The organism is Qipengyuania sp. 902 (assembly GCF_051195295.1).
In the GTDB taxonomy this organism is placed as follows: Bacteria; Pseudomonadota; Alphaproteobacteria; order Sphingomonadales; family Sphingomonadaceae; genus Qipengyuania.
In genome coordinates this window covers 983865-1010460 of record NZ_JBNJLJ010000001.1, presented here as the reverse complement: position 1 = coordinate 1010460, position 26596 = coordinate 983865, and the positions used below count along the sequence as shown (strand labels likewise).

Sequence of the window (26596 nt, the reverse complement as noted above, 5' to 3'; positions counted from 1 at the left end):
ACAAGACGAGATGAACTGCCTCAATTGTCTGACCGCGCTAGCGGTCGCCTGTCTGGGGATGATCGCGACCTCCTCACAGCAAGTACGCGCCCAGGATTTCACCTTGTTCGAGCACGCGATCGTTCCGCCGAAGACGGGCCAGCAGCCGGCAAGGGAATATCTTCCTGCAATCTACCAGGCCGAGCCAGCAAACGTATCCTACCGGGAAGGCTTGTATATGGCGGCGATAGCCGAGGCTGAACGCCGTTACGGGCTTCCGACCAACCTGCTTCGTGCTCTTATCTGGGCTGAGTCCCGCTTCAATCCGATGGCTGTTAGTCCAGCCGGTGCTGCCGGGCTGGCTCAGCTTATGCCGGCCACGGCGAGAGAACTGGGCGTCCGGAACCGTCATGACCCTCTTGCATCGATCAACGGTGGCGCCAGGTACCTTCGCGATATGTTGGACCGGTTCGACGCAGTCCACCTGGCCTTGGCTGCTTACAATGCTGGCCCAGGTGCCGTCTCCCGATCACGCGGCATTCCCAACAATGGTGAAACGCCGCAATATGTCCGGTCTGTGTTGGGACGTTGGCAAGCAATTGGTAGGTACAATTGACGAAACTACCTGATTTCCGGCTATTGTCTGAAATCATGTGCCGGAATGAAGACGGACAACGCCAGTGAATGAGACCCCAGGTGAGCCGTTCGACTTTCGCAAGGCGTTGAAGGCACAGAAGCGCCGGAAGCTGAGAAAGGAGATCGCGTTGGGTTTGGGAGCATTCGCGATCGTATTTGCTGGAGGGATGCTGGCACTCAACTGGCCAGTCCATGATGCCAGCCTTGCTAACGACGATCAGCAGCCTCAGGCTTTATTCCAGCAAGCAAGCTCCCCACAATTCGACATCTGCGGATCCATCCGGCGCACATGCGTCGTGGATGGAGATACTTTCTGGCTTGATGGCGTGAAGATCCGGATTGCCGACATCGACACTCCCGAGATCAGCGAGCCTCGTTGCGACTATGAATACCAGCTCGGCATGCGCGCGACACACCGCCTTGTCGAATTGCTGAATGGCGGGCCCTTCGAACTGAGGACCATCGGTAGCAGAGACGAGGATCAGTACGGTCGCAAATTGCGGGTTGTAACGCGCGGCGGCCGCTCGCTTGGCGATCAGCTGGTCAGCGAAGGCCTGGCGCGAACCTGGACCGGGAGACGTGAACCATGGTGCTGAACCGCGATCAGGAATTGTGGGCCGTCGCGCTCTGGGTCGAAAAGAACCATGGCGAAGAGGGAACCGCGTATATCGCGCAGCAAATCCAGCGGCTATCCAACGAAGGGGGCGAGGCAGGCATAGCAACGTGGAAGACTGTTGCTGAGCGCTTCGATCAGCTTAGCTGCCAAAGCTCTACGAACTGAGGCTCGGCACGATGCGGAAGTGGCTTAAGGTCTGGGGCATCAGAATTGAGTTCGCCTTGCTCGCGTCAGTGTCCCTGATAGGGCTCGTCCTGAGCCTTCAATCCTGCACTGGCTGAGAAGAAATTCGTTCTTCCGATCAACCATTCGCAAACTTTCCCATGATGACCTTTCCTCCTGTCCGGAGCTCATCGAGGTAGTCGCTCCACCATTGAGCCATGCGCACGCGCTCTTCCCAATGTTTGCCGCGATGGTAGATGCCACGCACAACATTGCTGTCGCCATGTGCCAGGGCACGCTCGATCGCATCGGGATTCCAAAGGCCCGACTCGTTCAGGAATGTCGATGCTGTCGCCCGGAGTCCATGCGCGGTGACTTCTTCCTTCGAATATCCCATGCGACGAAATGCGGCATTGAGCGTGTTTTCACTCATGGGACGCTTGGAGCTGCGCGCAGACGGGAAGACATATCCTTCGCGGCCGAGCATCTCGGCCAGGTCTGTGAGATAACCTCTAACTTGCTTGGACAGCGGGACGGCATGCGCTCGGCGCGCTTTCATTTTACCGGCAGGGATCTTCCAGACCCCATCGACCAGGTCGATCTCATGCCATTCGGCGTGGCGGAGTTCGCCGGGACGTACGAACACATGCGGCGCGATCTGCAAAGCAAACTTGGTCACCATGTAGCCAGTGAAGTCGTCGATTGCGCGCAGCAGCCCGCCTAGCTCGGTGGGCTCGAGGATTGCTGCATAATGCGTGGCTCTCGGCGTTACGAGAGCGCCCCTCAGCATACTGGTCGGATCGGATTTGCAGCGGGTGGTAGCGACACCGTAGCGAAACACGCGGCCTGCGAACGAGCGGCATTTCTTCGCAGTCTCGTGCTTACCAGTGGCTTCCAGTCGTTTCAGAGGAGCCAGGACTTCGAACGGCTCGATCTCGTGGATGGGTCGGTTACCGATGGCAGGCGCAAGCTTGTCGAGGAAATAATTGGCCTTGACGATCGTGCCATCGGCGCGGCCATTCTGGACCATCATCTGCTCGATATATTCACGCGCGACTGCCTCGAACGTCTGTGCAGAAAGGAACTCGGCGCGGATTTTCCGCTTCCGCTTCTCAAAGGCCGGGTCGCCCCCAGAAGCAACAGCTCGTCGTGCCTCGTAGGCTGCGTCTCGGGCTTGCTTGAGGCTGATGTCAGGATAGCTGCCGATGCAGAGCTTCTTTTGCGCACCACCGATCCGGTATCGGAATCGCCAAAGCTTGCTGCCGGTCGGCGTGACCTCAACATATAGGCCGCGCTCATCGGTTACCTTGTACGGTTTGTCCTTGGGCTTGAGAGTGCGGAGGCGAGTATCTGTCAGCGGCATGTGGGGGCCTTTTCATCTGGGCCTTTGCGAAACGGCCTCAAAAGGCCCACAAAAGTGTCTGGAACCCCCGAGAACAGGCGGGACGATCCGGAACGATCCAAGGGCCAAATCCCTAGGATTTCTGCGGGTTTTATAGATTATTTGGGTGAACGTGAGAAGAACAAATGGTGCCCAGAAGAGGACTCGAACCTCCACGCCCTTGCGAGCGCCGCCACCTGAAGACGGTGCGTCTACCAATTCCGCCATCTGGGCACACATGCGGCAACCGGTCGTCTGTGCCGGGCCGCGGGTAGGAGCGCGCCACTAGCGAAGGGGGACGATTCTTGTCAACTGCAATCGCATGGCTCTCGAAGCCGTCGCGCTCCTCAGAACGCTTGCGGCGCGGCGCGGGTTGTGGCTAGGGGCGCAACGACAATTCTTACGATCCGGACACAGGCAGTAGCGATGGCGAAAAGCAGTGCGTTGAACGGCAAGCTCGTGGTGCTGATGGGCGGCAGTGGCTTCATCGGCAATTACGTGGCGCAGGCCATGCTGGAGCGCGGGGCGCGCGTGCGGATCGCCAGTCGCAACCCGGAAAAAGCCTTCACGCTGAAGCCGCTCGCCAATCTCGGCCAGCTGCAATTCGCGCGCTGCGATGCGACCGACCGGCAGAGCGTCGAGCGCTGCATCGAGGGCGCAGATGCGGTCGTCAATCTGGTCGGCAGCTTCGAGGGTAATCTCTACAAGCTGATGGGCGAGAGCCCGGGCTGGATGGCCGAGGCAGCCAAGGCGCAAGGTGCGAGCGCTTTCGTACACGTCAGCGCGATCGCGGCGGAACCGGACGAGGACACCGAGATCGAATATGCCGGTGCCAAGAAATTAGGCGAGGAGCGCGTCATGGCGGCCTTCCCCAAGGCAACGATCCTGCGCCCCTCGATCCTGTTCGGCAAGGACGACGAGTTCCTCAACATGTTCGGCGGGCTGATCGCGCGCCTGCCCGTGCTGCCCGTGTTTGCGCCCGACAGCAAATTGCAGCTGGTCTATGTCGATGACGTTGCCGAAGCCTGCGCCCGCGCCGCCGAAGACCCGGCGGCGCATGGCGGAAAGACCTATGAGCTGGGTGGGCCGGAACAACTCACAATGATGGAAATCAATCGCCGCATCGCTGCCGCGCAGGGCCGCAAGCGCACCTTCCTGCCGATGCCCGATCCGGTCTCGGGCGCGTTTGCCGCGCTACCGGGCACACCGATGTCGAGCGACCAGTGGAAGCTGCTCCAGCAGGGCAATGTCGTTTCGGGCGAGTTCCCCGGTTTCGCGAAGCTGGGCATCGAACCCAAGCCGGTCGGCCTGTTCCTCGACAAGTGGATGGTCCGCTACCGCAAACACGGGCGTTTCACCGATCTGATGGGCGCCTGACGGGTCAGCGACCGGGGTAATCCGCGCCATAGACTGCCGCGCGGATGTCGCGGTGGAGGCTGGCATCGAAATCGACTTTCTGCGTGGCGAAGACGACCGCCATGTCCTGGAGCGGATCGACCCAGAACAGCATCGAGGGATAGCCATCCCAGTAGAATTCGCCGACGCTGCCGCGCGCTTCTTCGGATGTGAGCGGCGGGCCGGTGCGCACGAAAAAATCGAAACCGAAGCCGCCATTGCCTTTGCCGACCAGCCATGAGCGGTCCTCAGCCGCAATGCGTGGATCGAGATGGTCGGTCGCCATCAGCTCGACAGTGGCAGGATCGAGGATCGTCACTCCATCGAGGCTCCCGCGTCCAAGCAACATGCGGGCGAAAAGCATGTAGTCGTCAACCGTGGTGACGATGCCCGAACCGCCCATGGTCATAGGCTTGGCCATGAAGTTGGGTTCAAGCCATGTGTCGCGCGGCATGGGGGCGAGCGCGCCATTCTCCTGCGCTACGTATATCCGCGCCAGCCGCGGCAGGTCGGCCTCGCTCCGCCGCCATCCGCTGTCGACCATGCCGAGCGGTGCGAAGATATGGTCCTGCACATAATCGGCGAAGGATTGCCCGGAGAGGACCTCGACCATCCGCGCCTGGACGTCCACTCCGGCGGAATAGTTCCAGTGCGTTCCGGGTTCGTAGAGAAGTGGCACCTGCGCCATGGCGCGCGAAAACTCGGCGAGCGTCTTATCGACGGAAAGCGGGCTGCGGTCCTCCCATATCCGATCGGCCGCGTTCTGCGGATTGCCCCCGGCGCCGTAAGTGAACCCCGCCGTGTGGCGCAGCACGTCGCGCACGGTGATCTTCCGTTTCGGCGACCGGGTGATCGGGTTGCCATTGCCATCTTCACCAACCAGCACTTCGATGGTCGCATATTCTGGCAGATGCCATTCGAGCGGATCGTCGAGACCGAACCGGCCCTGCTCCCACAATTGCATCAGAGCGACGCCGGTGACCGGCTTGGTCATCGAAAATATCTGGACGAGCGTATCGCGCGTGAAAGGACGGTTCGTCTCGCGTTCGGCATCGCCTGCAACGGCAAAGCAGGTTTCCTCGCCATCCTTGTAGACGAGCGTCGATGCGCCGACCGTGCGTCCTTCGGCTACCATGCCGTCGAGCGTGGCAGCGATCGCCGAACAATCGGGCGCGAAGGGCTCACTTTCCTGCGCGGCAGCCGGCGTGGCGACAACGAGCGCCGCGATAGCGTACAGTCTTTTCATAGAACGTCGGCGTACATCGCCAGCAGATTCGACCACGCGCGTTCGGCCTGCACCTCGTTATACGAAGGCGAGTCGAGCACGCACCAGCCGTGATCGGCGGGATAGACCTCGATTTCGGCAGTCGTGTTCGCCGCATCGGCTGTCTCGCGCAGCGCGGTCTTGTCGCCCGGTGCCTTCTCGTCGTCGTTCTCGGCGATAGCGATCAGGTAATGCGCATCCTCGCGCAAGGTGCGGTGCGGGCTGGAGGGATCGTCGGTCACCAGGCCGCCGCCGTGGAAGCTGGCCCCGGCATGAATATGCTCGTCTGCGCTGGGGGCGACGACGGCATAGCTGCCGGTCATGCAATAGCCCTGCACGCCGATCCCGCGATCCCCGTCGACCTCGGCCTGCGCCATCAGCCATTCTGCGCAGGCGCGATTGTCGATCTGCTTGGTGGAGGTCGTGAACCTGTCGCGCCACGGTTTAACTTTATCGAAGCCGCCGCTGCCAGCGAAAGTTGCGAAATCCTCGAACTGCTGCCCGGCGACGTCGCGATAATAGGGGTTGGCGAGAAGCACCGCGTAGCCCGCCTCGGCCAGCCGCTGCGCCATCTGCCGCTTGGCCGGACGGACGCCGGCGATATCGGGCCACATAATGACGCCCGGCCGCGCAGTACCGCTGGCCGCAAAAAATTCTCCGTCGAGCGTGCCGTCGGGCGTGCGGAAGCTGACCGGGCGGCTGGTGAGTGAGCCCGCAGGCGCGTCTCCTCCGGTCGCCGCATTGTCCATCGGGGCACAGGCCATCGCGGCCCCGGCCAATGCGCCCGCGCCGAAGCCCCGGCGGCTGAGGGTGGTCTTAGCCCAGCGGGCAAGGTCTTCGCGGTCGCACATATTTAGGTCTCTCCAGCTTCCCGTCCGCTGCGCATCCTACCTGCGATTGGGCGATGGACAAGCCCGCGACTTCGATGCAGGATAGGTTTCATAGAGCGACCGATAGTCGCCAGGGGAGAGGATGATGACGAGGATCGTGCTGGCGGCGCTGGCCGCGCTATCGCTTGGGGCGTGCAATCTGGGTGCGGAGGAGGTGCCGGAGGGCGGCATCGACAATATCCGCCTGGTGAATGCAGGCCAGGATCCGGCCAACTGGATCACCCATGGCGGCACCTATGCCGAGCAGCGCTATTCCCCGCTGATGCAGGTCGATCGCGACAGCGTGGGCGATCTCGGCCTCGCCTGGTTCGCAGATATGGATACGGCGCGCGGGCAGGAAGCGACGCCGCTGGTCATGGATGGCAAGCTCTACGTCACCAGCGCGTGGAGCAAGGTCTTCGCCTTCGATGCTGCCACGGGCGAACCGCTGTGGAGCTACGATCCACAAGTGCCGGGCGAAACCGGCGTGAAGGCTTGCTGCGACGTGGTCAATCGCGGGCTGGCTGCGTGGGGCGAGCACCTGTTCCTCGGCACGCTCGACGGACGGCTGGTCGCGCTCGATCGCGATACGGGCGAGGTGGCGTGGGAGAAGGTCACTGTCGACCAGAACGCCAGCTACACCATCACCGGCGCGCCGCGCGTGATCGACGGCAAGGTGCTGATCGGCAATGGCGGCGCCGAGTTCGGCGTGCGCGGCTATATCGCCGCCTATGACGCGGCCGACGGCGAGGAGCTGTGGCGCTTCTACACAGTGCCGGGCGGCGACGACGACGAGGCGGAGCCGGAATATCTCAAGGCCGCAGCGGAAACCTGGTCGGGCGACACGCTTTACGGCGAAGAGAGCATCGGCGGCGGGGGCACGGTGTGGGATTCGATGGCCTACGATCCCGAACTGGACCTGCTCTATTTCGGGGTCGGTAACGGCAGCCCTTGGAACCGCGCCTATCGCAGTCCCGGCGCGGACGGGACGGGCGAAGGGGACAACCTCTACCTGTCCAGCATCGTCGCTATCCGCCCCGATACCGGCGAATATGTCTGGCATTACCAGACCACGCCGGGCGAAACCTGGGACTACACCGCCACGCAACACATTGTCCTGGCCGACATGGAGATCGACGGGCGCGAGCGGCAGGTGCTGATGCAGGCGCCCAAGAACGGCTATTTCTACGTGCTCGACCGGGCGACGGGAGAGTTCATCAGCGCCGAACCCTACATTCCGCTCAACTGGTCGACCGGGATGGACGAGAACGGGCGGCCGATCATGAACCCGGAAACCCGTATCGACGTGACGGGCGAACCGGCGCTGGTCATGCCGGGGCCGCTCGGCGGGCATAACTGGCATCCGATGGCCTACAGCCCGGACGAGAACCTCGTCTACATCCCGGCCTTCGAGGCGGCGATGCTCTATGCGCCCGAAGCGGACTGGAAGCCCGACCGCGCGCGCGGCTTCAATGTCGGCTTCGATCTCGGCGCAGGCGACCTGCCACCCGACCTCGGTATTCGCCGCGAGGTACAAGGCACGATCACGGGCAAACTGATGGCATGGGACCCGGTCAATCAGGAAGCCAAGTGGACCGTCGAACATCCGGGTCCGTGGAACGGTGGCGTACTCGCCACCGGCGGCGGTCTGGTGTTCCAGGGCAATTCCGGTAGCGAATTCGCCGCCTATGACAGCGCGACCGGCGACAAGCTGTGGAGCTTTGCCGCGCAGACCGGCGTCGTCGCCCCGCCGATCACCTATACCGTGAACGGCGAGCAATATGTCGCCGTCTTGGCCGGCTGGGGCGGTGCCTTCGCATTGAGCGCCGACGGCGCGTTGATCGATCAGATGAAGCCGGTGCGCAACATCAGCCGCCTGCTGGTGTTCAAGCTCGGCGGGACGGTTGCCCTGCCCGAAGCGCCGACGCTGGCCCGCGCTCCGCTCGACCCGCCGCCCAGCCGCGCGAGCGCCGCGACGATCGAACTCGGACGCGAAAAATACGCGCGCTATTGTGCCGTGTGCCACGCGCCTGGCGCGGTCGGCTCGACCGTGCTGCCGGACCTGCGCCGTTCGGGCGCGCTGGAGAACCCGGCGGCGTGGCTGCAGATCGTCCACGACGGAGCGCTGAAGGACAATGGCATGGCCAGCTTCGCCGACTCGCTCTCCAAGGAGGAAATGCAGGCGATCCGCGAATATGTGATCAAGCGCGCCAACGAGGACAAGGCGATGGAAGCGCAACTGGCGACCGACCGGGTGGCGCGCCGCTAGACCAACCCGCGCTTTCCTACAGCCCTTCGCCCGGTGCATGCCGGATGCATGGCCTACGCCCTTTCACGGATTCGCGATGTTCGCGCTGCTATTTCCACCTCGCACGCCAACAATGCGAAAGGTGACAGGTCGCGACGCGAAGCCCATCGCAACATATTGAATCAGTGCATTTTCGCGGCGCAACGCAGTTTTCCAAAAGCGCCGCTTCGGTGGTCCAAGTCCCAACCGTCGTCAGGCGCTGCGCAGGCTCTCCCATGGGCCGGTGATGGCATAGGTGAAGCCCGGCTCCTGCACGTTGACGAACAGCGTGCTGCCGTCGGGCGAGAAGCACGCGCCGCAGAATTCGGCGCTGTCCTCATGCGCGTTGCGGGCGAAATCGTAGATCGCGCCGTCGGGTGTAAGGCCGCGCAAATAGTTGTCGCCGCGGCCGTCCTCGCAGATCATCAGGTCGCCCCACGGCGTGACCGCGAGGTTGTCGCACAGGTCGAGCGTGTCGGCTCCCGGGCTCTCGTAGATGAGCGTCAGCATGTCCGCCGCGCCGTCCCTGCCCGGCGCGAGCTGCCAGACCTGCCCGGTGTGATCGGCGCCGCCCTCCGTACAGTTAAAGAAATGCGCGCCCTGGCCGTCGCCGCGCGAACCGTAGGCGAGCCCTTCCCCGCGCGTGAACATCGCCGCGCCGGCCGCGAAGCCGCGCTTGCGCAGGTCACCCTCGGGCGATTCGACATCCTCGAGATCGATCCAGCGGACGGGCAATGCTTGCCCCGCCTCGATCCGCTCGGCCGAACCACGGCTCCAATCGCGCGCATAGTTGCGGGTGTCTGCGCTGTCGCGCCCCTCGATGGCCAGTGCCTGCAAGCGCCCGCCCGCGGCGAGCTTGCCGCGCTCGGTCGGGATGAAGCGATAGAAAAGGCCTTCGCGGTCATCCTCGGTCAGGTAGACGATGCCGCTTTGGGGATCGACCGACACCGCTTCATGGGCGAAGCGGCCCATGGCGGTCAGCGGGACGGGATCGACCGGGCCAGTGGCATCGGCAGGCACTTCGAAGACGAAACCGTGGGCCCGCTGCGCGTCTTCTTCACCGACCGTGAGCGGCTGCTCCTCGCAAGTCAGCCAGCTGCCCCAAGGCGTCGTGCCGCCCGAGCAGTTCGCCGCAGTGCCGAGAAGCGAGATGTTGTCGCGCACGACCTCGCCCGAGACCGCATCGATGACGACATTGGTCGTGCCGCCGAAGAATGGATCGCCCTCCCGCCGCGCGTCGTAGATGCGCGAAGTATCGAAGTCGGCGAGCGATTTCGATCCAGCCGCAAACGGACGGCCGTCGTCGGTGCTCGCCCAGTTTTCGTGATTCCGCACAAGGACCCAGTGGTTCGCCATCGTCGGATGCGCGAAACAGCCCATGCCGTCTGGCCGGCCCGGTGTGGCGAACCCGTCGCTCATCAGCGTGCCGGTCTGCGTCAGCAGGCGATAGGAAAAGCCTTCTGGCAGATCGAGCAGGCCCTTCGGATCGGGCACGAGCCGCTTGCCGGGGTTGACACTGTAGGCGCGGGTGAGGCTGCCCGAACCGAGTGCCGCAAAGGCGACGAAGGCGGCGCTGGAGGCCTTGAGGAGGTTACGGCGGTCGATGGTCATGATTGGTATCCTGCGAAGTGTGCTGCCAGGCTAGCTATCGCAGACGGCACCACCATGACAGGTTCTTTCTGCCATCCGTCAGCTGCGAAAGACCACCGTCCGGCGGCCATTGAGGAGAACCCGTTCTTCGAGATGAAGCCGCACAGCCTCCGCCAGCACACGGTTTTCGATCTCGCGGCCCTTGCGGACCAGCTCTTCGGGCGTGTCCGCATGGCTGATGGGCTCTGCGGCCTGATGGATGATCGGCCCTTCGTCCAGATCGCTGGTGACGTAATGCGCGCTTGCGCCGATCATCTTGACCCCGCGTTCATAGGCCTGGTGATAGGGTTTGGCGCCCTTGAAGCCCGGCAGGAAGCTATGGTGGATATTGATGCAGCGCCCGGCGAAGTGGGCCGCCTGCTCGTCCGACAGGATTTGCATGTAGCGCGCCAGTACGACGAGCTCGGCGCCGGTCTGCTCGGCAACCCCGCGCACCTGTGCTTCCTGCTCGGACTTGGTATCGCGGGTGATCGGCACATAGTGGAACGGGATGTCGCCCAGATACGTGTGCCCGATGGCGTCGCGCGGATGGTTGGAGACGATGGCGACCGGCTCCATCGCAAGCTCCCCGATCCGCCAGCGATACAGCAGATCGGCCAGACAATGGTCGAACTTGCTCACCATGATGAGCACACGGCGCGGCCGATCGCGGCTGACCAGCTTCCAGTCCATCCCGAACGCGCCTGCAACCTCTGCGAAATCCACTCGCAGACTGTCCGCCGAGGCGCTGCCCGGCTCGAATTCGACGCGCATGAAAAAGGCATCGGCGGCGCGGTCGTTGAACTGCTGCGCCTCGAGGATATTGCCGCCACGTTCGAACAGGAAAGATGTGACGCGCGCGGTGATGCCGGGGCGGTCCGTGCAGGACAGGGTGAGGACGAGTGGGGCGGACATATCCATTCGTTTGCCCCGCAGCCCGGCACGCGACAACCGCAAACCGCCTATGGCGCGTCCAATGATGGCTTAGTCGTCGAACACCACTTCGCGCATGCCTGCTTCGCGCAAAGCAATGGCAACGATGTCCTTCTGGCTCGGCGACAATGGCAATTCGGTCGACACCACATGCGCGATCGGGTCTTTGAGCGAAAAGCCGCCGACCAGAAGTTGCCGGATGGCACGGACGATCGTGTCTTCGAGGAATCGCGTGTTGGCGATCAGCGAGCTATCGGACGAGAAAGCATGCTGTGCCGTCTGGTCGACGAACTTGCCGGTCGTGCGGTCTGTCACCTGTATCCGGTTGCGATAGATGGACACGTCCACATCGAGGCGGCGGATTTCCATGCGGGTCAGCGGCGCGTGAGCGCGTCCTCGCTTTGCGCCATCAGCTTGTCGATGATGGTCGCGACTGGTTCCTCTTCCTTCAGCATGCCGACCGACTGGCCTGCCATCAGGCTGCCGTTCTCGACATCGCCGTCGATCACCGCGCGGCGCAGGGCGCCGGCCCAGTAATGCTCGATCTGGAGCTGCGCCTCGGCCATCGCGATCTCCTCGCGGTCGAGCACCGCGGCGACTTCGCGCTGCTTGGCGGTGAACTCCTCGGTGCCCTTGTTTTTGAGCGCGCGCACCGGGATGACCGGCAAGCGCGCATCGACCTGCACGCTGGCGACGGCATCGCGGGCGCTGGCGCGGAAGAAGGCCTTCTTGAAATCGGCGTGCGCGATGCTCTCCGTCGCGCAGGCGAAGCGCGTGCCGAGCTGGACGCCCGCCGCACCCATCTCCAGATAGCCCGCGATCGCATGGCCGCGGCCGATTCCCCCGGCGACGAAGATCAAATGCTCCTCGGCCAGCTCGGGCAGCATTTCCTGCGCCAGCACGCTGGTCGAGACGGGGCCGATATGGCCGCCCGCTTCCATGCCCTCGATCACCAGCGCATCCGCGCCCGAGCGCAGCAGCTTTTTCGCCAGCGCGAGCGTCGGGGCGAAGCAAATGACCTTGGCCGGGTTGGCACTGCCCTTGATCGCCTCGACGCTGCCTTTTGGCGGAATGCCGCCCGCAAGCACGACATGGCCGACCCCGTGCTTCCCGCACACCTCGATCAGATCGAACAATTGCGGGTGCATGGTGATGAGGTTCACGCCGAACGGCTTGTCGGTCAGCGCCTTGGTCGCGGCGATTTCCTTGTCGAGCAGGCCCGGGTCCATCGCCCCGCAGGCGATCACGCCGAAACCGCCCGCATTGGAGATGGCGGAGACCAGGTTGCGCTCCGACACCCAGCTCATCGCGCCGCACAGGATCGCTGTCTCGCTGCCGAGGAAGTCGATGCCGCGTTGCATCAGGCCGGTCGTTCTTGTGTAATTCTTCATCCGCAGGGCGCTTACTGCCGCTGTGCCGGCACGGCAAGCGGCAGTGCATCAGTCGCCGTAGTGGATATGAACCTTGTTTGCGGCCTCACGTGCCACATGTCTCGCCGCGTCGGTGTCGCCCGCTGTCGCCAGTGCGACGCCCATGCGGCGATAGGGCCGGCTGCTCGGCTTGCCGAAGATGCGGACGTCCGCGCCGTTCGCCATCGCCTCGGCCAGCCCGCCATAGAACAGCGTTTCGCTGTCGCGGTCGGCAAGGATGACGGCGCTGGCGGCGGGACGGGCGCGTAGTTCGGCGGGAACCGGCAGCCCCAGTATCGCGCGGGCGTGAAGGTCGAACTCGGTCAGGTTCTGGCTGAGCAGCGTGACCATGCCGGTATCGTGCGGACGCGGGCTCAATTCGGAGAAGATCACGTCCTCGCCCTTCACGAAGAATTCCACGCCGAACAGACCATATCCTCCGAGATTGTCTACCACCTTGCGCGCCATGTTCTGCGCCTTGGCGATGGCTTCGTCCGACATCGGTGTAGGCTGCCAGCTCTCCTGATAGTCGCCGCGCTCCTGCCGGTGGCCGATCGGCGGGCAGAAGGTGACGCCGCTCTTGTGGCGCACGGTCAGCAGGGTGATCTCGTAATCGAAATCGACGAATTGCTCGACGATCACGCGCTGCCGGTCGCCGCGCATATTAGCGACGGCATAGTCCCACGCAGCCTCGAGCCCGCTTTCGTCGCGCACGGTCGTCTGGCCCTTGCCGCTCGACGACATTACCGGCTTGATTACGCAAGGGAACGCGGTGTGCTGGGCAGCGGCGCGCACTTCCTCGAAATTCTTGGCGTAACGGTAGCGTGACGTCACGAGGCCAAGCTCGTTCGCGGCGAGATCGCGAATACCGTCGCGGTTCATGGTAAGCTGCGCCGCCCGCGCCGAAGGAACGACCGTGAAGCCTTCGCTCTCGAGTTCGGCGAGCACCTCGGTCCGGATCGCCTCGATCTCGGGCACGATGTAATCGGGCCGGTGTTGCTCGACGACAGCGCGCAGTCGCTCGCCATCGAGCATGGAGAACACCTCGCGCGCATCGGCCAGCTGCATCGCCGGTGCATCGTCATAAGCGTCGCAGGCGATGACATAGGCACCCAGCCGCTTGGCCGAAATAACGAACTCGCGGCCAAGCTCACCGGAGCCGAGAAGCAATATTCGCGCGATGTTGCTCACGCAGCCTCATCCGCCGCGTCGAGTTCGTAAGCGGTGTGCAACACGCGCACTGCCAGTTCGGTCTCGTCCTCGTCGATCATCACGCTGACCTTGATCTCGCTGGTGGTGATCGCCTGGATATTGATCCCGCGATCGGCCAGCGACTTGAACATGGTCGCGGCGACGCCCGCGTGGCTTTTCATGCCAACGCCAACAACGCTGATCTTGGCGATCTTGCTGTCGGTGATCAGGCGGTTGAAACCGATGTCGTCGCGCTTGTCTTCCAGCAAGGCCTGCGCGCGGGCGAGGTCGGCCTGGGGCACGGTGAAAGTCACGTCGGTCTCGCCCTTGTCGCGCCCGACGTTCTGGATGATCATGTCAACGTTGATGCTGGCCTGCGCGAGCGGTTCAAAGATGTGGGCCACCGCACCGGGCTTGTCGGGCACGCGGGTGAGGATCACCTTCGCCTCGTTCTTGTCATGCGCGATGCCGGTCACGTGCTGGCGTTCCATATCGCCCTTCTCCACCAGTTCGTTCATTTCTTCCTCCGACACGATCATCGTGCCGGGGTGTTCGTCGGCCGGGATGGCATCCTCTCCGACAAAGCTGGAGAGGACCTGCACGCGCACACCCTCCTTCATGGCGAGACCCACCGAGCGCGTCTGGAGCACCTTGGCCCCGACGCTCGCGAGCTCGAGCATTTCCTCGTATGTCACCGCCTTCTGCTTCCTCGCCTTGGCAACGATGCGCGGGTCGGTGGTGTAGACGCCATCGACATCGGTGTAGATGTCGCAGCGGTCGGCATCGATCGCCGCCGCCACGGCGACCGCCGAAGTGTCGGAGCCTCCGCGGCCGAGCGTGGTGATGCGGCCATCGTCCGACAGGCCCTGGAAGCCCGGGATGACGGCGATCTCGCCTGCCTGCATGCTGGCGATCAGGGCCTCGGCATCGATGTCATCGATACGCGCCTTGGCATGCGCCTCGATCGTATGGACGGGCAGCTGCCAGCCGAGCCAACTGCGCGCCTTGCAGCCTAGCGATTGGAGCGTGAGCGCGAGCAGCCCGCTGGTGACCTGTTCACCGCTGGCGACCACTACGTCGTATTCGGCCGGATCGTAAAGCGCATTGGCCTCGCGGCAGAAGTTTACCAGCCGGTCGGTCTCGCCCGCCATCGCGCTGACGACGACGGCAACCTCGTGCCCGCGCGCCTGCTGTTTGCGCACGATATTGGCGACGCGGCGAATGCGCTCGGTCCCCGCCATGGAAGTGCCGCCGAATTTCATCACGATACGGGCCAAGCGCGTGCGTCTCCGTGCTGGAATGCGTGGGCTAAGGCTGCTAGCCAGAGCGCATGAGCGATGCAACCACGCAAGCGCGTAGCAATACTTCGGCCGCCACAATATCGGGCCGGACGATCCGCCCCGACGAAGCGGCGCATTTCGGCAGGCTGGCGAAGGACTGGTGGGACCCGAAAGGCTCCTCGGCCATGCTGCATCGGCTGAATCCCGTCCGGCTGAAATTCCTGCGCGACGCGATAGACCTCCATTGGGCGAACGACATCGAGGCGCGCAAGCCGCTGGCGGGCAAGAGCGCGCTCGATGTCGGTTGCGGCGCCGGGCTGCTCTGCGAACCGCTCGCGCGGCTCGGTGCAGATATCACGGGGGTGGACGCCGCGCCCGAAAACGTTGCGGCGGCGGCGATCCATGCCGAGGGTGCCGGACTCGATATCCGCTACATGGCGGGGGAGATCGGCACGCTCGATATCGGCTCATTCGACCTGGTCACCGCTATGGAGGTGATCGAGCATGTCTCAGACAAGCGCGCCTTTATCGCCGCCCTTGCCGCCAGGCTCGCTCCCGGAGGCTTGCTGGCGCTATCCACTCCCAACCGGACACCACAGTCACGCCTGCTGATGATCGGCGCGGCCGAAACCTTCGGCCTGATCCCGCGCGGCACGCACCACTGGGACGATTTCGTCACCCCGGAGGAACTTGGCGAGCTGCTGGACGAAGCCGGTCTCGACATGGGCGAGCCGACGGGGATCGCCTTCTCGCCCACCAGGGGGCTGCATCTGTCGGACGATCTCTCGCTCAATTACCTCGTAACTGCGCGAGCGCGCTGACGACCAGTCCGGGATCGTCGGTGAACACCCCGTCGACGCCCTGTACCTTGAGCAAGTTGACCATGCCGGGCACATCGCCTGTCGCGCCCGGGGCATCGCCGCGCTGCAAGACGGGCGGCAGGTAGGCATCCTCTTTGCGCAGCGTCCAGACGTGAACCTGCAGCCCGGCCTGCCGGGCCTCGTCAACGAGGCCAGAAGGAATACCCTCAGGCCCGAAGAGCAGTTGCAGATCCACTCCGATCGCGTCGGCATAGCTGGCGATATCGACCAGACCGGTAGTGCTCAACATTTCGTCGTAGCTCGTCGCCGGAATGTCGGCCGGCCCGCCCTCGGCCTTCACCAGCTGGACAAGCGGCACCTCGATCATGCTGTCGAGCCGCCGCAACGGACCGACTTCGAAACTCTGCACGAAGACGAGATTATCCGCATCGTCGAGATCGAGCGAGCGGAGCTGCGTCACCAGCAAGTCGACCATGTCGATGCCGGCCTCCTGCAACAAGAAAGTCGGGTTCTTGAGTTCGGGATACAGCCCGATGCGCCGTCCGGTCTCCCCTTCCTTGGCGCGGACCAGCTGCACGATCTCGGCAAAGGTCGGGATCGCATAGAGGCCGTCGTAGCGCGCGTTGGCCGGGCGGATCGCAGGAATACGCTCTTTGGCACGCAGGGTCCGCAGCTCGGCGAGCGTGAAATCTTCCGCGAACCATCCGGTGACCAGCCGCCCGTCGATGGTCTTGGACCGCCGGCGATCCTCGAACTCCTCGCGCACGGCCACATCAGTCGTTTCCGACAGTTCGCTTTCATGCCGAGCGACCAGCACCAGATCCTTTGTCGCCACGAGGTCCGGCTCGATATAGTCCGCGCCCTGGTCGATCGCACGTTCATAGGCCGCCAGCGTGTGCTCGGGCCGCTCCCCGCTCGCGCCGCGATGGGCGATCACCAGCATGTCGCCGTCCTGCGCCCAGCTTATGGTTGCCGCGCCGGCAAGGATGAGCGTTAAAAGGGACTTAACGAACGCCCCTGCAATTTTCAGCGCCATGATCAAGAAACTCCTCCTAGCGACGATGGTCGTTCTTGGCCTGGTGTACGGATCGGGCAAAGACCTGTCTTCGGTGAAACGCATGGTGACCAGCGCCTCAAACGAGAATGCGCGCGGGGTCACGGGCAATTCTCACGACGGCTGGGGCACCGGCAGCGGTTACTGAAGCGCGGCCGCCCACTCGCTTTCCGAAAAACCGACCAGCAGGCCACCGGGGTGTTCGACCACCGGTCGCTTGATCATGCTCGGGTTCGCTTGCAGCAATGCGACAGCCTTGGCCGCATCGACATCGGCTTTCTGGTCATCGGACAGCTTGCGCCAGGTCGTGCCGCGCCGGTTCAGCACCGTATCGACGCCCTCCGCATCGATCCACGCGGCCAGCTTTTCGGGATCGGCGCCTTCCTTCTTGTAGTCGTGAAAGGTGTAGTCGAGCCCCTGCGCATCGAGCCACTTGCGCGCCTTCTTGACCGTATCGCAATTCGGAATGCCATAGACGTGGATCATGGTGTCGCGAACTCCATTAGAAACGTTGAACGAGGTGCGCGTCGGCTATCGCAACGGCCAGAGCATCGGCTGCGTCGGTGCCCGCGATCTGCGTGCCGGGCAGTAGGACCTTCAGCATCGCCTGGACCTGTGTCTTGTCGGCCCCGCCCGTGCCGACCACCGCCTTCTTAACCAGCCGCGCCGCGTGTTCGTTCACGGTCAGCCCGGCCGCGCCACACGCCGCCAGCACCGCGCCGCGCGCCTGCGCCAGCTTGAGCGTCGATTGCGGGTTCTTATTGACGAAGATCTCCTCCGCCGCCGCCCGATCGGGTCGGTGCGCTGCGATGACTTCGGCCAGCGCCGACTGCAATGTGGCCAGCCGCTCGGTTATCGGAGCCTTGGGGTCGGTCGGCACCTGACCGTTCGAGACATGCGCAATGCGCGAGCCTTCCGCGCGGATCACGCCCCAGCCGGTGCAACTGAGCGAAGGGTCGAGGCCGAGAATGATCATGCGCCGCACTCGTTCACGACAGCCCGATCAGCCAGCCGAGCCGCCATGCGATCGCCAGCAGGAAGCAGGCTCCCAAGACTCCGGCGATGGCCCAGTCGCGCATGGTTGTCTCCTGATTGCACTCGAGCCAGGTTTTTGTTGCGTGCGGTCGGGACATCCGTCCCGACCTTGCTGTTCCGGCCGCAAGCCGTCGACGGATGTCGAAGGCGCATCCAGCAGCCTTCTTACCCCTCCAGCTTGTCCATCACCTCGTCGGAGATGTCGTAATTGCCCCAGACGGTCTGCACGTCGTCGTCGTCGTCGAGCGTGTCGATCAGCTTGAGCAGGGTCGCGGCGTTCTTCTCGTCCATGTCGACGGTGAGGTTGGGCTTCCACGCCAGCTTGACGGTCTCCGCCTCGCCCAGCGCCTTTTCGAGGTCGCTTGACACCTGGTGCAAATCTTCCGCAGCGGTCCAGATTTCGTGGCCATCATCGGTCGAGGCGATGTCTTCTGCGCCGGCTTCCATTGCCGCTTCCAGCACCGCATCCTCGCTGCCCGCGTCCGCCGGATAGATGATCAGGCCGAGCCGCTCGAAGCCGTGCGCCACGCTGCCTTCCGTGCCGAGATTGCCGCCGTTCTTGCTGAAGGCGGTGCGGATGCTGGTGGCCGTGCGGTTGCGGTTGTCGGTCAGCGCTTCGACGATGATCGCGCTGCCGCCCGGGCCATAGCCTTCGTAGCGTACTTCCTCGTAATTCTCGCCGTCCTGCGCGCTCGCCTTGTCGATCGCGCGCTGGATGTTGTCCTTGGGCATGGATTGCGATTTCGCCGCATTGACCGCCAGCCGCAGGCGCGGGTTCATGTCCGGATCGGGCATGCCCATCTTGGCTGCCACGGTGATTTCGCGGGACAGTTTGGAGAACATCGCACTGCGCTTCTTGTCCTGCGCGCCCTTGCGATGCATGATGTTCTTGAATTTGGAATGGCCTGCCATGGTGTCGCTTTTTGCAATGCTGTGGTGGGAACCACCTCGGTGGAATCAGGGGGCAGCCTTAGCCGCATGGACGCAGTAACCACAAGTGCAAGCGGCGCGATCGCGTCCGCCGGTTCCACCATGGGCGAATGGCGCCAGTTCGGTCGCTTTCTCAAGCGCCCGACCCTACCCCCCCGCGCGCCGATGCCGCGGATGGCCAGCCTCTTGGCGACTCTAAGACTGCTGCTGCTCGATTTCGCGATCATGCTCGCACTGCTGGCGATCGCGGGTATCGTGATGGCTGCGGGGACGGAGCTGCCGGAGACGGCCATTGCCGGGATGGAAATGACGGCGGGACTTGTCTTCGCCGCAGTCGTGGTTGCGCCGTTGTCCGAGGAGATCGCATTCCGCGGCTGGCTATCCGGGCGGCCGGGGCATGTTCTCGCGATCGTTCTTGCAATCCCGGCCGCCCTGGTCGCGGTGGCAGTCACGTCGGCATTTGCGGGAGAAGGTTTGGGAGAAATCTGGCTCGGCGCCTTGATCGGAGTACTGGTCGCAGCCGTAGTCGCGCTGGCAACGATCTATGTCTTGCGCCGGCGCGACGCGATGGGCTGGTTCCAACGGCTCTTCCCGCTGTTCTTCTGGCTCAGCACGCTCGCCTTCTCGCTGATTCACATCTTCAACTTCCCGGCAGACCAGATGGTCATGGCGCTGCCGCTCGTCCTGCCGCAATTCGCGACCGGCGCGATCCTGGGCTACGTCCGCGTGAATTACGGGCTGTGGGCGAGTATCCTGCTGCACACGCTCCACAACGGCACCTTCGTCGGCCTCGTCCTGCTTGCAGGGCAGGCGGCCGCCTAGCTCAGACCTTCACTGCCGTGCCGCTGGCGCTGACCATCAGCATCGAGCCTGTGTCCCCGATCACCTCGTAATCGAGGTCGATCCCGACCACCGCATTGCCGCCGCGGCTGGCCGCTTCCGCCTGCAGTTCCTGGATCGCCTGCTCGCGCGCGTCGGCGAGGATGCGTTCGTAGCTCCCGGACCGCCCCCCGACGATATCGCGGATATTGGCGAACAGGTCGCGAAAGAGGTTGACCCCGACGATCACCTCGCCGGTGACGATGCCGAGATATTCCCGGATTGGCTGGCCTTCGATGGTCGGCGTGGTCGTCACGGTTACTCCGCGCGCGTCTTTCCAGTGTGGGGGCATGTCTCTCTCCTTGTGTGTGTTATTTATATAACTCACCAATTGCCGGTTTCAAGGCGGTGCCGACGCGCAAGCTGATTCGACTGAACGGCCACGTCGCTAATCGTATCAAAGGAAAATGGTGAACGGACTGTCGGAGAAACTGCCTTGCGCGATCCCAGAATCTCATGACAACAAGGGCAAGTAACCTAAATATAAACGTTGCGTTTACCTTAGTCGTACTTCAATTCTCAACTATGTTTAGCACGCAAATCCTATGGAAAATACTTTAGTCCCCCAAGAAATTACCAGGGGAAATTTTATGCGTCGTCCATTCATGAATAGGCTCGCCAGAGATGAAGGGGGCAATGTTCTCCCGCTCTTCGCGGCAGGCATCTTTCCGCTGATCGCGCTCGTCGGCGGGGCCATGGACATTAGCATAGCCTATATGGCGCGGTCCAAGCTCCAGAAGGCGTGCGACGCGGGTGTTCTGGCCGGCCGACAATCGATGACCGGAACCCAGTTCGGCGATTCCGAAAAGGGCCAGGCGAAGAAGTTCTTCGATTTCAACTTCCCCAATGGTCTCTACAATACGAAGAATCTGAAATTCAACGTCGCGCAGAACAGCTCCGCGGCATCAGAGCTGAAAGGGACCGCATCGGCCGACGTTCCGACCTCCTTGATGCGGGTATTCGATTACACCGAGATTTCGATTTCGGTGAGCTGCAATGCCAAGAAGGACCTCGGCCATAACGACATCGTCATGGTGCTCGACGTGACGGGATCGATGAACGACGCACCTTCGACGGGCGGTGGTTCGAAAATCTCCAAGCTGAGGACGGGCGCATCTGGCCTCTATCGTGCGCTGGAAACGAATGACGGTTCTACCACGCGCTACGGCATCGTGCCCTATTCGCACACAGTGAACGTTGGCCGTTCACTCCGCAACAGGGACATCGTGGTCGAGCAGCAGTATGTCGACGGATACTTTTACCAGAATCGCGGACGCACCTATTTCGCCAATAACGGGCTGAAAACCGTGCACATAAACCAGTCTAGCTGGAACATTGGCAACGGTGGCGGCAATTCGGGTGGCAACCGCCAAGGGTTTCGTACCAGCGGTGATGCCTGCATCGAAGAACGGGCGTCGAACGGGTACAGCAGCAATCCCATCGAATATGCCGACACGGTCTCGATGGAGGATGTCGACGGCGTTCCCGCAAACGGCAATGATTCCGCAATGCAGTTCGGCCGCTACGATCCCGGGGTCCAGAACGGCCATACGCAGGATGGTTGCCCTTCTGAGGCGACCACCTTGCGCGAATACGCCAACGAAACGGCATTCAATAACGCCATCAGCAACGCCACGGCGCGCGTGACCGGCGGTACTTATCACGACATCGGCATGCTGTGGGGCCTGCGTTTCATATCGCGGAACGGGTTCTTCGCATCCGACAATCCCGAAACGCGCGGGCAATATCCGGTCAATCAGCACATTGTGTTCATGACCGATGGCAAGCTCGACACCGGCCCTTCTCTTTATTCCGCATATGGCGTCGATTGGTTGACTGACCGCATGCAGGGCAGTGGCACTCAGACACAAAAGCACGTCAATCGCTTCGAATCGATCTGCACCCTGGCAAAATCGATGAAGGTCACCGTCTGGGTGATCGCGCTCGATGTCACCAATGTCGACGATATCAAGAAATGCGCGACCAGCGATTCCCACTTCCACGCCAGCGATGGCAGCGACCTCGAAGAAGTCTTCGAAACGATCGGTCGCGGCATCGGCAATCTCAGGCTGACCGAATGATGCGTGTATGTAGCCAAAGGCAGGCCGCCCGACTGAGCCGAGACGAAACCGGGGCGACGGCGGTCGAGTTCGCCCTGCTGCTGACGCCGTTCCTCGTCATGCTTATCGGAGCGATGGACCTGGGCCATCAGTTCTACATGCGCGGCGTGGCGCAAGGGGCGCTCGACGATGTGAGCCGCCGGGCATCGGTGGAGGAACCCAACTTCATCGCGTCCGGCTCGACCCTGGAAGAACGCGTCGAGAATACGTTGAAGCTGCAGATCAACAATGTCGCTCCGAAAGCGACATATACGATCACGCAAAAGAACTTCTTCGATTTCAACGGGATCGGCAATCCGGAACGGCTGGTGACGGACGTGAATGGGAATGGCCAGTTCGACAATGCCGATGCCGATTGCTGGGAAGACCTGAACGAGAACGGGACCTACGATCTTGACTCCGGTCGCGTCGGGGTGGGCGGTGCCAACGACGTGACCTTCTACTCCGTGCGCGTGCAGCATCCGCGACTGTTCCCGACGCCGGAGCTGATCGGCTTTTCGGACACGATCGATTTCACGGTCGAGACCGCGGTGCGCAACCAGCCGTACGCCAACCAATCGACCCCGCCGGTCCTGTGCGGAGATGGAACATGAAGCTGAAGCCCGCTGCGTTCACGCGCCGCCTCGCCCGTTCGGAAGATGGCATCGCCATGCTGGAATTCGCCCTGATCGCCCCGTTGATGGCGGCGCTGACCATCGGCGGCCTGGAGCTCGCCAATCTGGCCATCACTCACATGCGCGTCAGCGAGATCGCCAATACGGTGTCCGACAATGCAGGACGTGTGACCAACGGCATGGACGAGGCGAATGTCTACGAGATTTTCGCAGGGGCAGGCGTGCTCGGCAAATCCATCGACTTCGAGCCGGAGGGACGAGTGGTCATTTCCTCGCTGCAGGACAATGGCGGCAAGGGTGGGGCCAAGGGCCAGAAGATCGAATGGCAGCGCTGCTGGGGCGATCTCGCCGTCGCACCGAAATACGGCAAGCAGGGCAAGGGCAAGAACGATGCGACGCTGAAGGACGGCCTCGGCCCGCCAGGCAAGCGCATCAAGTCCGAAAACGGCAATGCGGTGATGTTCGCCGAGGTGTCCTACAAATACAAACCGCTGTTCCTGAATGGTTTCGTCAAGGAGCGGACGATCCGCTACGAAACCGCATTCAACGTTCGCGATTCCAGCAACCGCACGATCTCGAACACGCAGAACCTGGCGGTAATGTCCTGCTGATCGATGCGCGGCGCGCTCAGGCCATGCCGAGCGCGGCCTTGTAAGTGTCGAGGATCGATTCCTGCTCGCTGCGTTCGTCGGGCTTCATCTTCCTGAGGCGGATGACCTGACGCATGATCTTGGTGTCGTAGCCGACGGCCTTGGCTTCCGCATAGACGTCGCGGATGTCGTCGGCGATGCCCTTCTTCTCTTCCTCGAGGCGTTCGATGCGCTCGATCAGAAGGCGCAGGCGGTCGTCGGTGGCTTCGGCCATGGTCAGTCAGCTCCGGTAATGTGAGAATCGCCGCGAAGGCGCGTGGCGGATGCGATAGCCAGCCATGCCCTGCGGGTGAAGGGTGCGAATCCCTATTCCTGTGCGTGACCCTGTGCATTTTTCGCGACGCTGGCCTGCATCCGTGCGAGCTGCTCTGCGGTCGCGGGGGTTTTGCGGGTCGCCTTCCATTCGTCCTGCGGCATGCCGTGGATCAGCTCGCGCGCTGCGGCCTTGTCGCCCTCGTATCCGGCATCGCGGATCCAGTCGGCCAGGCAATTGCGGCAGAAGCCCGACAGGCCCATAAGGTCGATATTCTGCGCATCATGGCGATGGCGAAGATGGCGCACCAGCCGCCGGAATGCCGCCGCCGCCACGGCATCGTCCAACCTGTCGAGCGGGTCTGTATTCGTATCCATGAAGCACTTGTCCTTGAGTTGCAGCCTGCCTGTGCCATAGCCATCGGCCATGGCAAAGACCCCGTCCTCGCGCTCCAGCGCGCCCAAGCTCGATCCGCGCGGCCGCAAGGTCAAGATCCTCGCCACCGTCGGGCCGGCCAGCCGCTCCCCCGAAATGCTCGCGCGCCTGTTCAAGGCCGGGGTCGATGCCTTCCGCGTCAACATGAGCCATGGCGAACATGCGGACCACGCCGATACGATCAAGGCGATCCGCGACCTCGAGAAAAAGTTTATGCGCCCGATCGCGATCCTAGCCGATCTGCAGGGCCCGAAACTGCGCGTCGGCAAGTTCAAGGACGGCGAAGCGGTCATCCGCCATTCCGGCCATTTCACGCTCGATCGCGATCCGACGCCGGGCGACGAAACCCGGGTCCAGCTGCCCCACCCCGAATTGTTCGGCCTGCTCGAAAAGGGCCAGCGCCTGCTGATCAACGACGGCAAGATCCGCCTCAAGGTCATCAGTGCAGACGAAAACGCGATCAAGTGCTCGGCCGAAGTCGGCGGGGTCATCTCCGACCGCAAGGGCGTCAACGTGCCGGACGCCGAAATCCCCATCCTCGCGCTGACCGAGAAAGACCGCAAGGACCTCGCCTTCGCGATCCAGCAGGGGGTCGACTGGATCGGCCTGTCTTTCGTGCAGCGACCTGAAGACCTTGCCGAGGCGCGCAAGCTGATGGGCGGCCGCGGCTCGCTTTGCGCCAAAATCGAAAAGCCGATGGCCGTCCGCCGGCTCGACGAGATCATCGAAATGAGCGACGGCATCATGGTCGCGCGCGGCGACTTGGGCGTGGAGCTGGAGCCGCAGGAAGTCCCGCCGCTGCAGAAGCGGATCGTCAACGCGACGCGTCTCAAGGGCAAGCCGGTCATCGTGGCGACGCAGATGCTGGAAAGCATGATCGAGAGCCCCGCCCCGACCCGCGCCGAAGTCTCCGACGTGGCCAATGCGGTGTACGACGGTGCCGATTGCGTGATGCTGTCGGCGGAAACCGCCGCAGGCGACTGGCCGGAAGAAGCCGTGACCATCATGCATCGCATCGCGCGTCAGGTCGAAGGCGACGATAGCTATCTCGACCGTGTGCGCTTCCTCGACACGCCGCCCGATGCGACCACCGCCGATGCGCTGGCCCATGCCTGCATGACGGTTGCGGACACGGTTTCGATCAGCGCGATCACGGTGTTCACCGGCTCCGGCTCGACCGCCCGCCGCGTTGCGCGCGAGCGGCCGAGCGTGCCGATGCTGGTCCTGACGCCGAGCATGAAGACTGCCCGTCGCCTCGGCCTGCTATGGGGTGCACATGCTGTCGCCACCAAGGACATCGGCAGCTTCGAGGAGATGATCGCCAAGGGCAAGCGCATGGCGCTACGCCACGGCTTCGGCCAGGCGGGAAGCAAGCTCATCGCGCTGGCCGGGGTCCCGTTCGGCACGCCGGGCTCGACCAATCTCATGCATGTCGTGAACGTCAGCGGCGACGAGCTGGAGAAGCACGGCGGCTAGTTCGCGCACCGCGCTTTCATGATCCGTTTATTGCGGGCGTCGACGGTGCGGAACGCTTTCATCACCGAGAGATCGCGATCGACACGCCCCTCGTGGCCGAGCAGCCAGAGCTGCTGGTAGAACCAGTAGATACCGGCAAAACCGTTGACCGCCTTCATTGCCTGAAAGCGTTTGAGGAAACCCAGCCAGGCCGGCAACAGGTCGAGACCGTCTTCGTAACGAGCAAGCTGGCCAGCGCCTGCCAGGAGCTGCGCCGGAGCTTGCGTGTCGAGACACATGGGTCGGCCGAGCCCGACCACATCCGCCGCACCGCTTTCCAGCGCCTGCACCATCGCCATGCGGGTGCGGAATCCGCCGGTGACCATGAGCGGGATCGAAACCTCCGCCTGCATCGCTCTGGCGAAATCTACGAAATAGCCCTCGCGCGCGGCGGTTGATGGCGCAACGTTCTGCGGTTCCTCGGCTTCCTGCCCCGCGACACCCAGCAGCTTGGGCTGCTCATAGGTACCGCCCGAAATCTCGATCAGATCGACCGAAGCCGCTTCGAGCCATTGGACCACCTGGAGGCTGTCGCCGAAATCGAAGCCGCCCTTCTGGAAGTCGGCACTGTTGAGTTTGACCGAGATCGGGAAGGCGGGGCCCACTGCAGAGCGGACAGCCGCCAATATATCGAGCAGGAAGCGCGCGCGATTTTCGAGGCTCTCGCCATACTCGTCGGTCCGCAGGTTCACGCGCGGGGAGAGGAATTGCGAGATCAGATAGCCATGCGCGCCATGTATCTGCACGCCGGTGAAGCCCGCCTCCTGGCAAGCACGTGCGGCGATGGCCCAACGATTCACGAGGTCGGCAATCTCGTCTTTCGTCAGCGGCTCGGGCTTGCCGAATTGGCCCCCCGGTAGCGCGAGCTGGACGTCGGATGACGACTTGGGATGCGGGTTCACCAGCTTTTGCGTCTGCCGCCCGCCATGGCTGATTTGCGCCCAGAAATGGTTGCCACCCCGCGTGGCAGCCTTGGCCAGACTGGCGAGTCGGGCCTTCATGTCCGCGTCGGGCTCGTGCTCAATCACGACATTGCCGGGGCGTTCCAGATGGTCCCGGTCGACGATGATGTTGCCGGACAGAAGCATGCCCGCACCGCCATCGGACCAGATGCCGTAAAGGCGCTCCAGTTCCGGAGTCGGACGGCCATCGGGCGTTGCCATGCCTTCGGTCATCGCTGCCTTGGCGATGCGATTGGGAAGCACTGCCCCGCAGGGCAATTCGAGTTGCGAAGCCAGTGTCGGTGCCATGCCGGTCTC

At 63.2% G+C, this 26596-nt stretch carries 29 protein-coding genes and 1 tRNA gene; 12 read left to right on the top strand and 18 right to left on the bottom strand.

The genetic code is table 11. From position 1 onward, the window contains the following. The first annotated feature begins 10 nt into the window (after positions 1-10). From ACSH0F_RS05010 to ACSH0F_RS05000, 3 genes are all read left to right on the top strand, one after another. On the top strand, positions 11-595 hold the full coding sequence (locus ACSH0F_RS05010) for a lytic transglycosylase domain-containing protein (protein WP_422785453.1): 585 nt from the start codon (positions 11-13) through the stop codon (positions 593-595). A gap of 64 nt (positions 596-659) precedes the next feature. After that, positions 660-1211, top strand: a complete 552-nt coding sequence (locus tag ACSH0F_RS05005) for a thermonuclease family protein (RefSeq protein ID WP_187335490.1) — start codon at positions 660-662, stop codon at positions 1209-1211. Then, entirely contained in the window at positions 1202-1396 is a 195-nt protein-coding gene (locus tag ACSH0F_RS05000) for a DUF6961 family protein (RefSeq protein ID WP_305933531.1), read from the top strand. Before ACSH0F_RS05005 ends, ACSH0F_RS05000 begins: the two co-directional genes overlap by 10 nt. A gap of 136 nt (positions 1397-1532) precedes the next feature. On the opposite strand, the gene ACSH0F_RS04995 is transcribed toward ACSH0F_RS05000, so the two are convergent. Further along, positions 1533-2756: a tyrosine-type recombinase/integrase gene (locus ACSH0F_RS04995; RefSeq protein ID WP_305933532.1), complete on the bottom strand. Its 1224-nt coding sequence runs from the start codon at positions 2754-2756 to the stop codon at positions 1533-1535. 165 nt (positions 2757-2921) lie between these two features. Beyond that, positions 2922-3008 (bottom strand) — tRNA-Leu (locus ACSH0F_RS04990). Between the two features lie 192 nt (positions 3009-3200). Here ACSH0F_RS04990 and ACSH0F_RS04985 point away from each other — a divergent pair. Next, positions 3201-4151 (top strand): complex I NDUFA9 subunit family protein, encoded by a 951-nt coding sequence (locus ACSH0F_RS04985; RefSeq protein ID WP_435200469.1) that lies wholly within the window; start codon positions 3201-3203, stop codon positions 4149-4151. Positions 4152-4155: 4 nt separating this feature from the next. On the opposite strand, the gene ACSH0F_RS04980 is transcribed toward ACSH0F_RS04985, so the two are convergent. Then, positions 4156-5415 (bottom strand): serine hydrolase domain-containing protein, encoded by a 1260-nt coding sequence (locus tag ACSH0F_RS04980; RefSeq protein WP_435200467.1) that lies wholly within the window; start codon positions 5413-5415, stop codon positions 4156-4158. Next, on the bottom strand, positions 5412-6284 hold the full coding sequence (locus tag ACSH0F_RS04975) for a dienelactone hydrolase family protein (RefSeq protein ID WP_435200465.1): 873 nt from the start codon (positions 6282-6284) through the stop codon (positions 5412-5414). The genes ACSH0F_RS04980 and ACSH0F_RS04975 overlap by 4 nt, the downstream gene beginning before the upstream one ends. Before the next feature lie 121 nt (positions 6285-6405). On the opposite strand from ACSH0F_RS04975, the gene ACSH0F_RS04970 reads away from it, so the two are divergent. Continuing rightward, the gene (locus ACSH0F_RS04970) at positions 6406-8571 is read left to right on the top strand and encodes a PQQ-dependent dehydrogenase, methanol/ethanol family (RefSeq protein ID WP_435200463.1); all 2166 of its coding nucleotides are present in this window, start codon (positions 6406-6408) and stop codon (positions 8569-8571) included. Between the two features lie 231 nt (positions 8572-8802). Here ACSH0F_RS04970 and ACSH0F_RS04965 read toward each other — a convergent pair whose 3' ends face one another. The 6 genes from ACSH0F_RS04965 to ACSH0F_RS04940 all read right to left on the bottom strand — a co-directional run bounded on the left by ACSH0F_RS04965 (position 8803) and on the right by ACSH0F_RS04940 (position 15028). Then, a complete protein-coding gene (locus tag ACSH0F_RS04965; RefSeq protein WP_435200461.1) occupies positions 8803-10200 on the bottom strand; it encodes an alkaline phosphatase PhoX in 1398 nt (465 codons plus the stop codon). A gap of 78 nt (positions 10201-10278) precedes the next feature. Next, positions 10279-11133: a formyltetrahydrofolate deformylase gene (gene purU / locus ACSH0F_RS04960; protein ID WP_435200569.1), complete on the bottom strand. Its 855-nt coding sequence runs from the start codon at positions 11131-11133 to the stop codon at positions 10279-10281. Positions 11134-11202: 69 nt separating this feature from the next. Then, entirely contained in the window at positions 11203-11520 is a 318-nt protein-coding gene (locus ACSH0F_RS04955; RefSeq protein WP_435200459.1) for a hypothetical protein, read from the bottom strand. A 5-nt stretch (positions 11521-11525) separates the two neighbouring features. Next, positions 11526-12542, bottom strand: coding sequence for an NAD(P)H-dependent flavin oxidoreductase (locus ACSH0F_RS04950; RefSeq protein ID WP_435200457.1), 1017 nt, complete (start codon positions 12540-12542; stop codon positions 11526-11528). 48 nt (positions 12543-12590) lie between these two features. Continuing rightward, positions 12591-13751 (bottom strand): formate-dependent phosphoribosylglycinamide formyltransferase, encoded by a 1161-nt coding sequence (purT, locus tag ACSH0F_RS04945; RefSeq protein WP_435200455.1) that lies wholly within the window; start codon positions 13749-13751, stop codon positions 12591-12593. Continuing rightward, entirely contained in the window at positions 13748-15028 is a 1281-nt protein-coding gene (locus ACSH0F_RS04940; protein ID WP_435200453.1) for an aspartate kinase, read from the bottom strand. Before ACSH0F_RS04940 ends, purT begins: the two co-directional genes overlap by 4 nt. A gap of 53 nt (positions 15029-15081) precedes the next feature. Between ACSH0F_RS04940 and ubiG the strand changes: the two genes are divergently transcribed. Then, positions 15082-15852, top strand: coding sequence for a bifunctional 2-polyprenyl-6-hydroxyphenol methylase/3-demethylubiquinol 3-O-methyltransferase UbiG (ubiG, locus tag ACSH0F_RS04935; protein ID WP_435200451.1), 771 nt, complete (start codon positions 15082-15084; stop codon positions 15850-15852). On the opposite strand, the gene ACSH0F_RS04930 is transcribed toward ubiG, so the two are convergent. Continuing rightward, on the bottom strand, positions 15821-16888 hold the full coding sequence (locus ACSH0F_RS04930; RefSeq protein ID WP_435200449.1) for a glycerophosphodiester phosphodiesterase family protein: 1068 nt from the start codon (positions 16886-16888) through the stop codon (positions 15821-15823). The two genes, ubiG and ACSH0F_RS04930, sit on opposite strands and share 32 nt — an antisense overlap. Here ACSH0F_RS04930 and ACSH0F_RS04925 point away from each other — a divergent pair. After that, positions 16887-17054, top strand: a complete 168-nt coding sequence (locus ACSH0F_RS04925) for a hypothetical protein (RefSeq protein WP_435200447.1) — start codon at positions 16887-16889, stop codon at positions 17052-17054. The genes ACSH0F_RS04930 and ACSH0F_RS04925 overlap by 2 nt on opposite strands. On the opposite strand, the gene ACSH0F_RS04920 is transcribed toward ACSH0F_RS04925, so the two are convergent. The 3 genes from ACSH0F_RS04920 to ACSH0F_RS04910 form a co-directional block, all read right to left on the bottom strand. Next, positions 17048-17392: an ArsC family reductase gene (locus ACSH0F_RS04920; RefSeq protein ID WP_435200445.1), complete on the bottom strand. Its 345-nt coding sequence runs from the start codon at positions 17390-17392 to the stop codon at positions 17048-17050. The genes ACSH0F_RS04925 and ACSH0F_RS04920 overlap by 7 nt on opposite strands. Before the next feature lie 16 nt (positions 17393-17408). After that, complete coding sequence (gene ruvC, locus ACSH0F_RS04915; protein ID WP_435200443.1) at positions 17409-17882, bottom strand: crossover junction endodeoxyribonuclease RuvC; 474 nt, start codon at positions 17880-17882, stop codon at positions 17409-17411. A 224-nt stretch (positions 17883-18106) separates the two neighbouring features. Next, positions 18107-18853, bottom strand: a complete 747-nt coding sequence (locus ACSH0F_RS04910) for a YebC/PmpR family DNA-binding transcriptional regulator (RefSeq protein ID WP_278328865.1) — start codon at positions 18851-18853, stop codon at positions 18107-18109. A gap of 66 nt (positions 18854-18919) precedes the next feature. Between ACSH0F_RS04910 and ACSH0F_RS04905 the strand changes: the two genes are divergently transcribed. Continuing rightward, positions 18920-19693 (top strand): CPBP family glutamic-type intramembrane protease, encoded by a 774-nt coding sequence (locus tag ACSH0F_RS04905; RefSeq protein ID WP_435200441.1) that lies wholly within the window; start codon positions 18920-18922, stop codon positions 19691-19693. A 1-nt stretch (position 19694) separates the two neighbouring features. On the opposite strand, the gene ACSH0F_RS04900 is transcribed toward ACSH0F_RS04905, so the two are convergent. Further along, on the bottom strand, positions 19695-20042 hold the full coding sequence (locus ACSH0F_RS04900) for a heavy metal-binding domain-containing protein (protein WP_435200439.1): 348 nt from the start codon (positions 20040-20042) through the stop codon (positions 19695-19697). 313 nt (positions 20043-20355) lie between these two features. Here ACSH0F_RS04900 and ACSH0F_RS04895 point away from each other — a divergent pair, with 313 nt between their 5' ends. From ACSH0F_RS04895 to ACSH0F_RS04885, 3 genes are read left to right on the top strand one after another with little or no spacing between them, the layout of a single operon-like run. Further along, a complete protein-coding gene (locus ACSH0F_RS04895) occupies positions 20356-21831 on the top strand; it encodes a pilus assembly protein (RefSeq protein WP_435200437.1) in 1476 nt (491 codons plus the stop codon). Next, positions 21828-22463: a TadE/TadG family type IV pilus assembly protein gene (locus ACSH0F_RS04890; RefSeq protein WP_435200435.1), complete on the top strand. Its 636-nt coding sequence runs from the start codon at positions 21828-21830 to the stop codon at positions 22461-22463. Before ACSH0F_RS04895 ends, ACSH0F_RS04890 begins: the two co-directional genes overlap by 4 nt. Next, positions 22460-23095 (top strand): TadE/TadG family type IV pilus assembly protein, encoded by a 636-nt coding sequence (locus ACSH0F_RS04885; protein WP_435200433.1) that lies wholly within the window; start codon positions 22460-22462, stop codon positions 23093-23095. Before ACSH0F_RS04890 ends, ACSH0F_RS04885 begins: the two co-directional genes overlap by 4 nt. A gap of 16 nt (positions 23096-23111) precedes the next feature. On the opposite strand, the gene ACSH0F_RS04880 is transcribed toward ACSH0F_RS04885, so the two are convergent. Then, positions 23112-23348: a DUF2312 domain-containing protein gene (locus tag ACSH0F_RS04880; RefSeq protein ID WP_435200431.1), complete on the bottom strand. Its 237-nt coding sequence runs from the start codon at positions 23346-23348 to the stop codon at positions 23112-23114. 92 nt (positions 23349-23440) lie between these two features. Continuing rightward, positions 23441-23764 carry a DUF1244 domain-containing protein gene (locus tag ACSH0F_RS04875; protein WP_435200567.1) on the bottom strand — a complete coding sequence of 108 codons (324 nt, stop codon included), beginning with the start codon at positions 23762-23764 and terminating at the stop codon, positions 23441-23443. A 49-nt stretch (positions 23765-23813) separates the two neighbouring features. Here ACSH0F_RS04875 and pyk point away from each other — a divergent pair, with 49 nt between their 5' ends. Then, positions 23814-25298, top strand: a complete 1485-nt coding sequence (gene pyk, locus ACSH0F_RS04870; RefSeq protein WP_435200429.1) for a pyruvate kinase — start codon at positions 23814-23816, stop codon at positions 25296-25298. Here pyk and ACSH0F_RS04865 read toward each other — a convergent pair. Then, positions 25295-26587, bottom strand: a complete 1293-nt coding sequence (locus ACSH0F_RS04865; protein ID WP_435200427.1) for an NADH:flavin oxidoreductase/NADH oxidase family protein — start codon at positions 26585-26587, stop codon at positions 25295-25297. The genes pyk and ACSH0F_RS04865 overlap by 4 nt on opposite strands. Between the last annotated feature and the right edge of the window lie 9 nt (positions 26588-26596).

Bases quoted from the DNA above. Each gene is read 5' to 3' on its own strand.
- ACSH0F_RS05010 (WP_422785453.1), top strand. From the start codon at position 11: ATGAACTGCCTCAATTGTCTGACCGCGCTAGCGGTCGCCTGTCTGGGG.
- ACSH0F_RS05000 (WP_305933531.1), top strand. From the start codon at position 1,202: ATGGTGCTGAACCGCGATCAGGAATTGTGGGCCGTCGCGCTCTGGGTC.
- ACSH0F_RS04995 (WP_305933532.1), bottom strand. From the start codon at position 2,756: ATGCCGCTGACAGATACTCGCCTCCGCACTCTCAAGCCCAAGGACAAA.
- ACSH0F_RS04985 (WP_435200469.1), top strand. From the start codon at position 3,201: ATGGCGAAAAGCAGTGCGTTGAACGGCAAGCTCGTGGTGCTGATGGGC.
- ACSH0F_RS04980 (WP_435200467.1), bottom strand. From the start codon at position 5,415: ATGAAAAGACTGTACGCTATCGCGGCGCTCGTTGTCGCCACGCCGGCT.
- ACSH0F_RS04975 (WP_435200465.1), bottom strand. From the start codon at position 6,284: ATGTGCGACCGCGAAGACCTTGCCCGCTGGGCTAAGACCACCCTCAGC.
- ACSH0F_RS04970 (WP_435200463.1), top strand. From the start codon at position 6,406: ATGATGACGAGGATCGTGCTGGCGGCGCTGGCCGCGCTATCGCTTGGG.
- ACSH0F_RS04965 (WP_435200461.1), bottom strand. From the start codon at position 10,200: ATGACCATCGACCGCCGTAACCTCCTCAAGGCCTCCAGCGCCGCCTTC.
- purU (WP_435200569.1), bottom strand. From the start codon at position 11,133: ATGTCCGCCCCACTCGTCCTCACCCTGTCCTGCACGGACCGCCCCGGC.
- ACSH0F_RS04955 (WP_435200459.1), bottom strand. From the start codon at position 11,520: ATGGAAATCCGCCGCCTCGATGTGGACGTGTCCATCTATCGCAACCGG.
- ACSH0F_RS04950 (WP_435200457.1), bottom strand. From the start codon at position 12,542: ATGAAGAATTACACAAGAACGACCGGCCTGATGCAACGCGGCATCGAC.
- ubiG (WP_435200451.1), top strand. From the start codon at position 15,082: ATGAGCGATGCAACCACGCAAGCGCGTAGCAATACTTCGGCCGCCACA.
- ACSH0F_RS04925 (WP_435200447.1), top strand. From the start codon at position 16,887: ATGATCAAGAAACTCCTCCTAGCGACGATGGTCGTTCTTGGCCTGGTG.
- ACSH0F_RS04930 (WP_435200449.1), bottom strand. From the start codon at position 16,888: ATGGCGCTGAAAATTGCAGGGGCGTTCGTTAAGTCCCTTTTAACGCTC.
- ACSH0F_RS04920 (WP_435200445.1), bottom strand. From the start codon at position 17,392: ATGATCCACGTCTATGGCATTCCGAATTGCGATACGGTCAAGAAGGCG.
- ruvC (WP_435200443.1), bottom strand. From the start codon at position 17,882: ATGATCATTCTCGGCCTCGACCCTTCGCTCAGTTGCACCGGCTGGGGC.
- ACSH0F_RS04910 (WP_278328865.1), bottom strand. From the start codon at position 18,853: ATGGCAGGCCATTCCAAATTCAAGAACATCATGCATCGCAAGGGCGCG.
- ACSH0F_RS04905 (WP_435200441.1), top strand. From the start codon at position 18,920: ATGGACGCAGTAACCACAAGTGCAAGCGGCGCGATCGCGTCCGCCGGT.
- ACSH0F_RS04900 (WP_435200439.1), bottom strand. From the start codon at position 20,042: ATGCCCCCACACTGGAAAGACGCGCGCGGAGTAACCGTGACGACCACG.
- ACSH0F_RS04895 (WP_435200437.1), top strand. From the start codon at position 20,356: ATGAATAGGCTCGCCAGAGATGAAGGGGGCAATGTTCTCCCGCTCTTC.
- ACSH0F_RS04890 (WP_435200435.1), top strand. From the start codon at position 21,828: ATGATGCGTGTATGTAGCCAAAGGCAGGCCGCCCGACTGAGCCGAGAC.
- ACSH0F_RS04885 (WP_435200433.1), top strand. From the start codon at position 22,460: ATGAAGCTGAAGCCCGCTGCGTTCACGCGCCGCCTCGCCCGTTCGGAA.
- ACSH0F_RS04880 (WP_435200431.1), bottom strand. From the start codon at position 23,348: ATGGCCGAAGCCACCGACGACCGCCTGCGCCTTCTGATCGAGCGCATC.
- ACSH0F_RS04875 (WP_435200567.1), bottom strand. From the start codon at position 23,764: ATGGATACGAATACAGACCCGCTCGACAGGTTGGACGATGCCGTGGCG.
- pyk (WP_435200429.1), top strand. From the start codon at position 23,814: ATGGCAAAGACCCCGTCCTCGCGCTCCAGCGCGCCCAAGCTCGATCCG.
- ACSH0F_RS04865 (WP_435200427.1), bottom strand. From the start codon at position 26,587: ATGGCACCGACACTGGCTTCGCAACTCGAATTGCCCTGCGGGGCAGTG.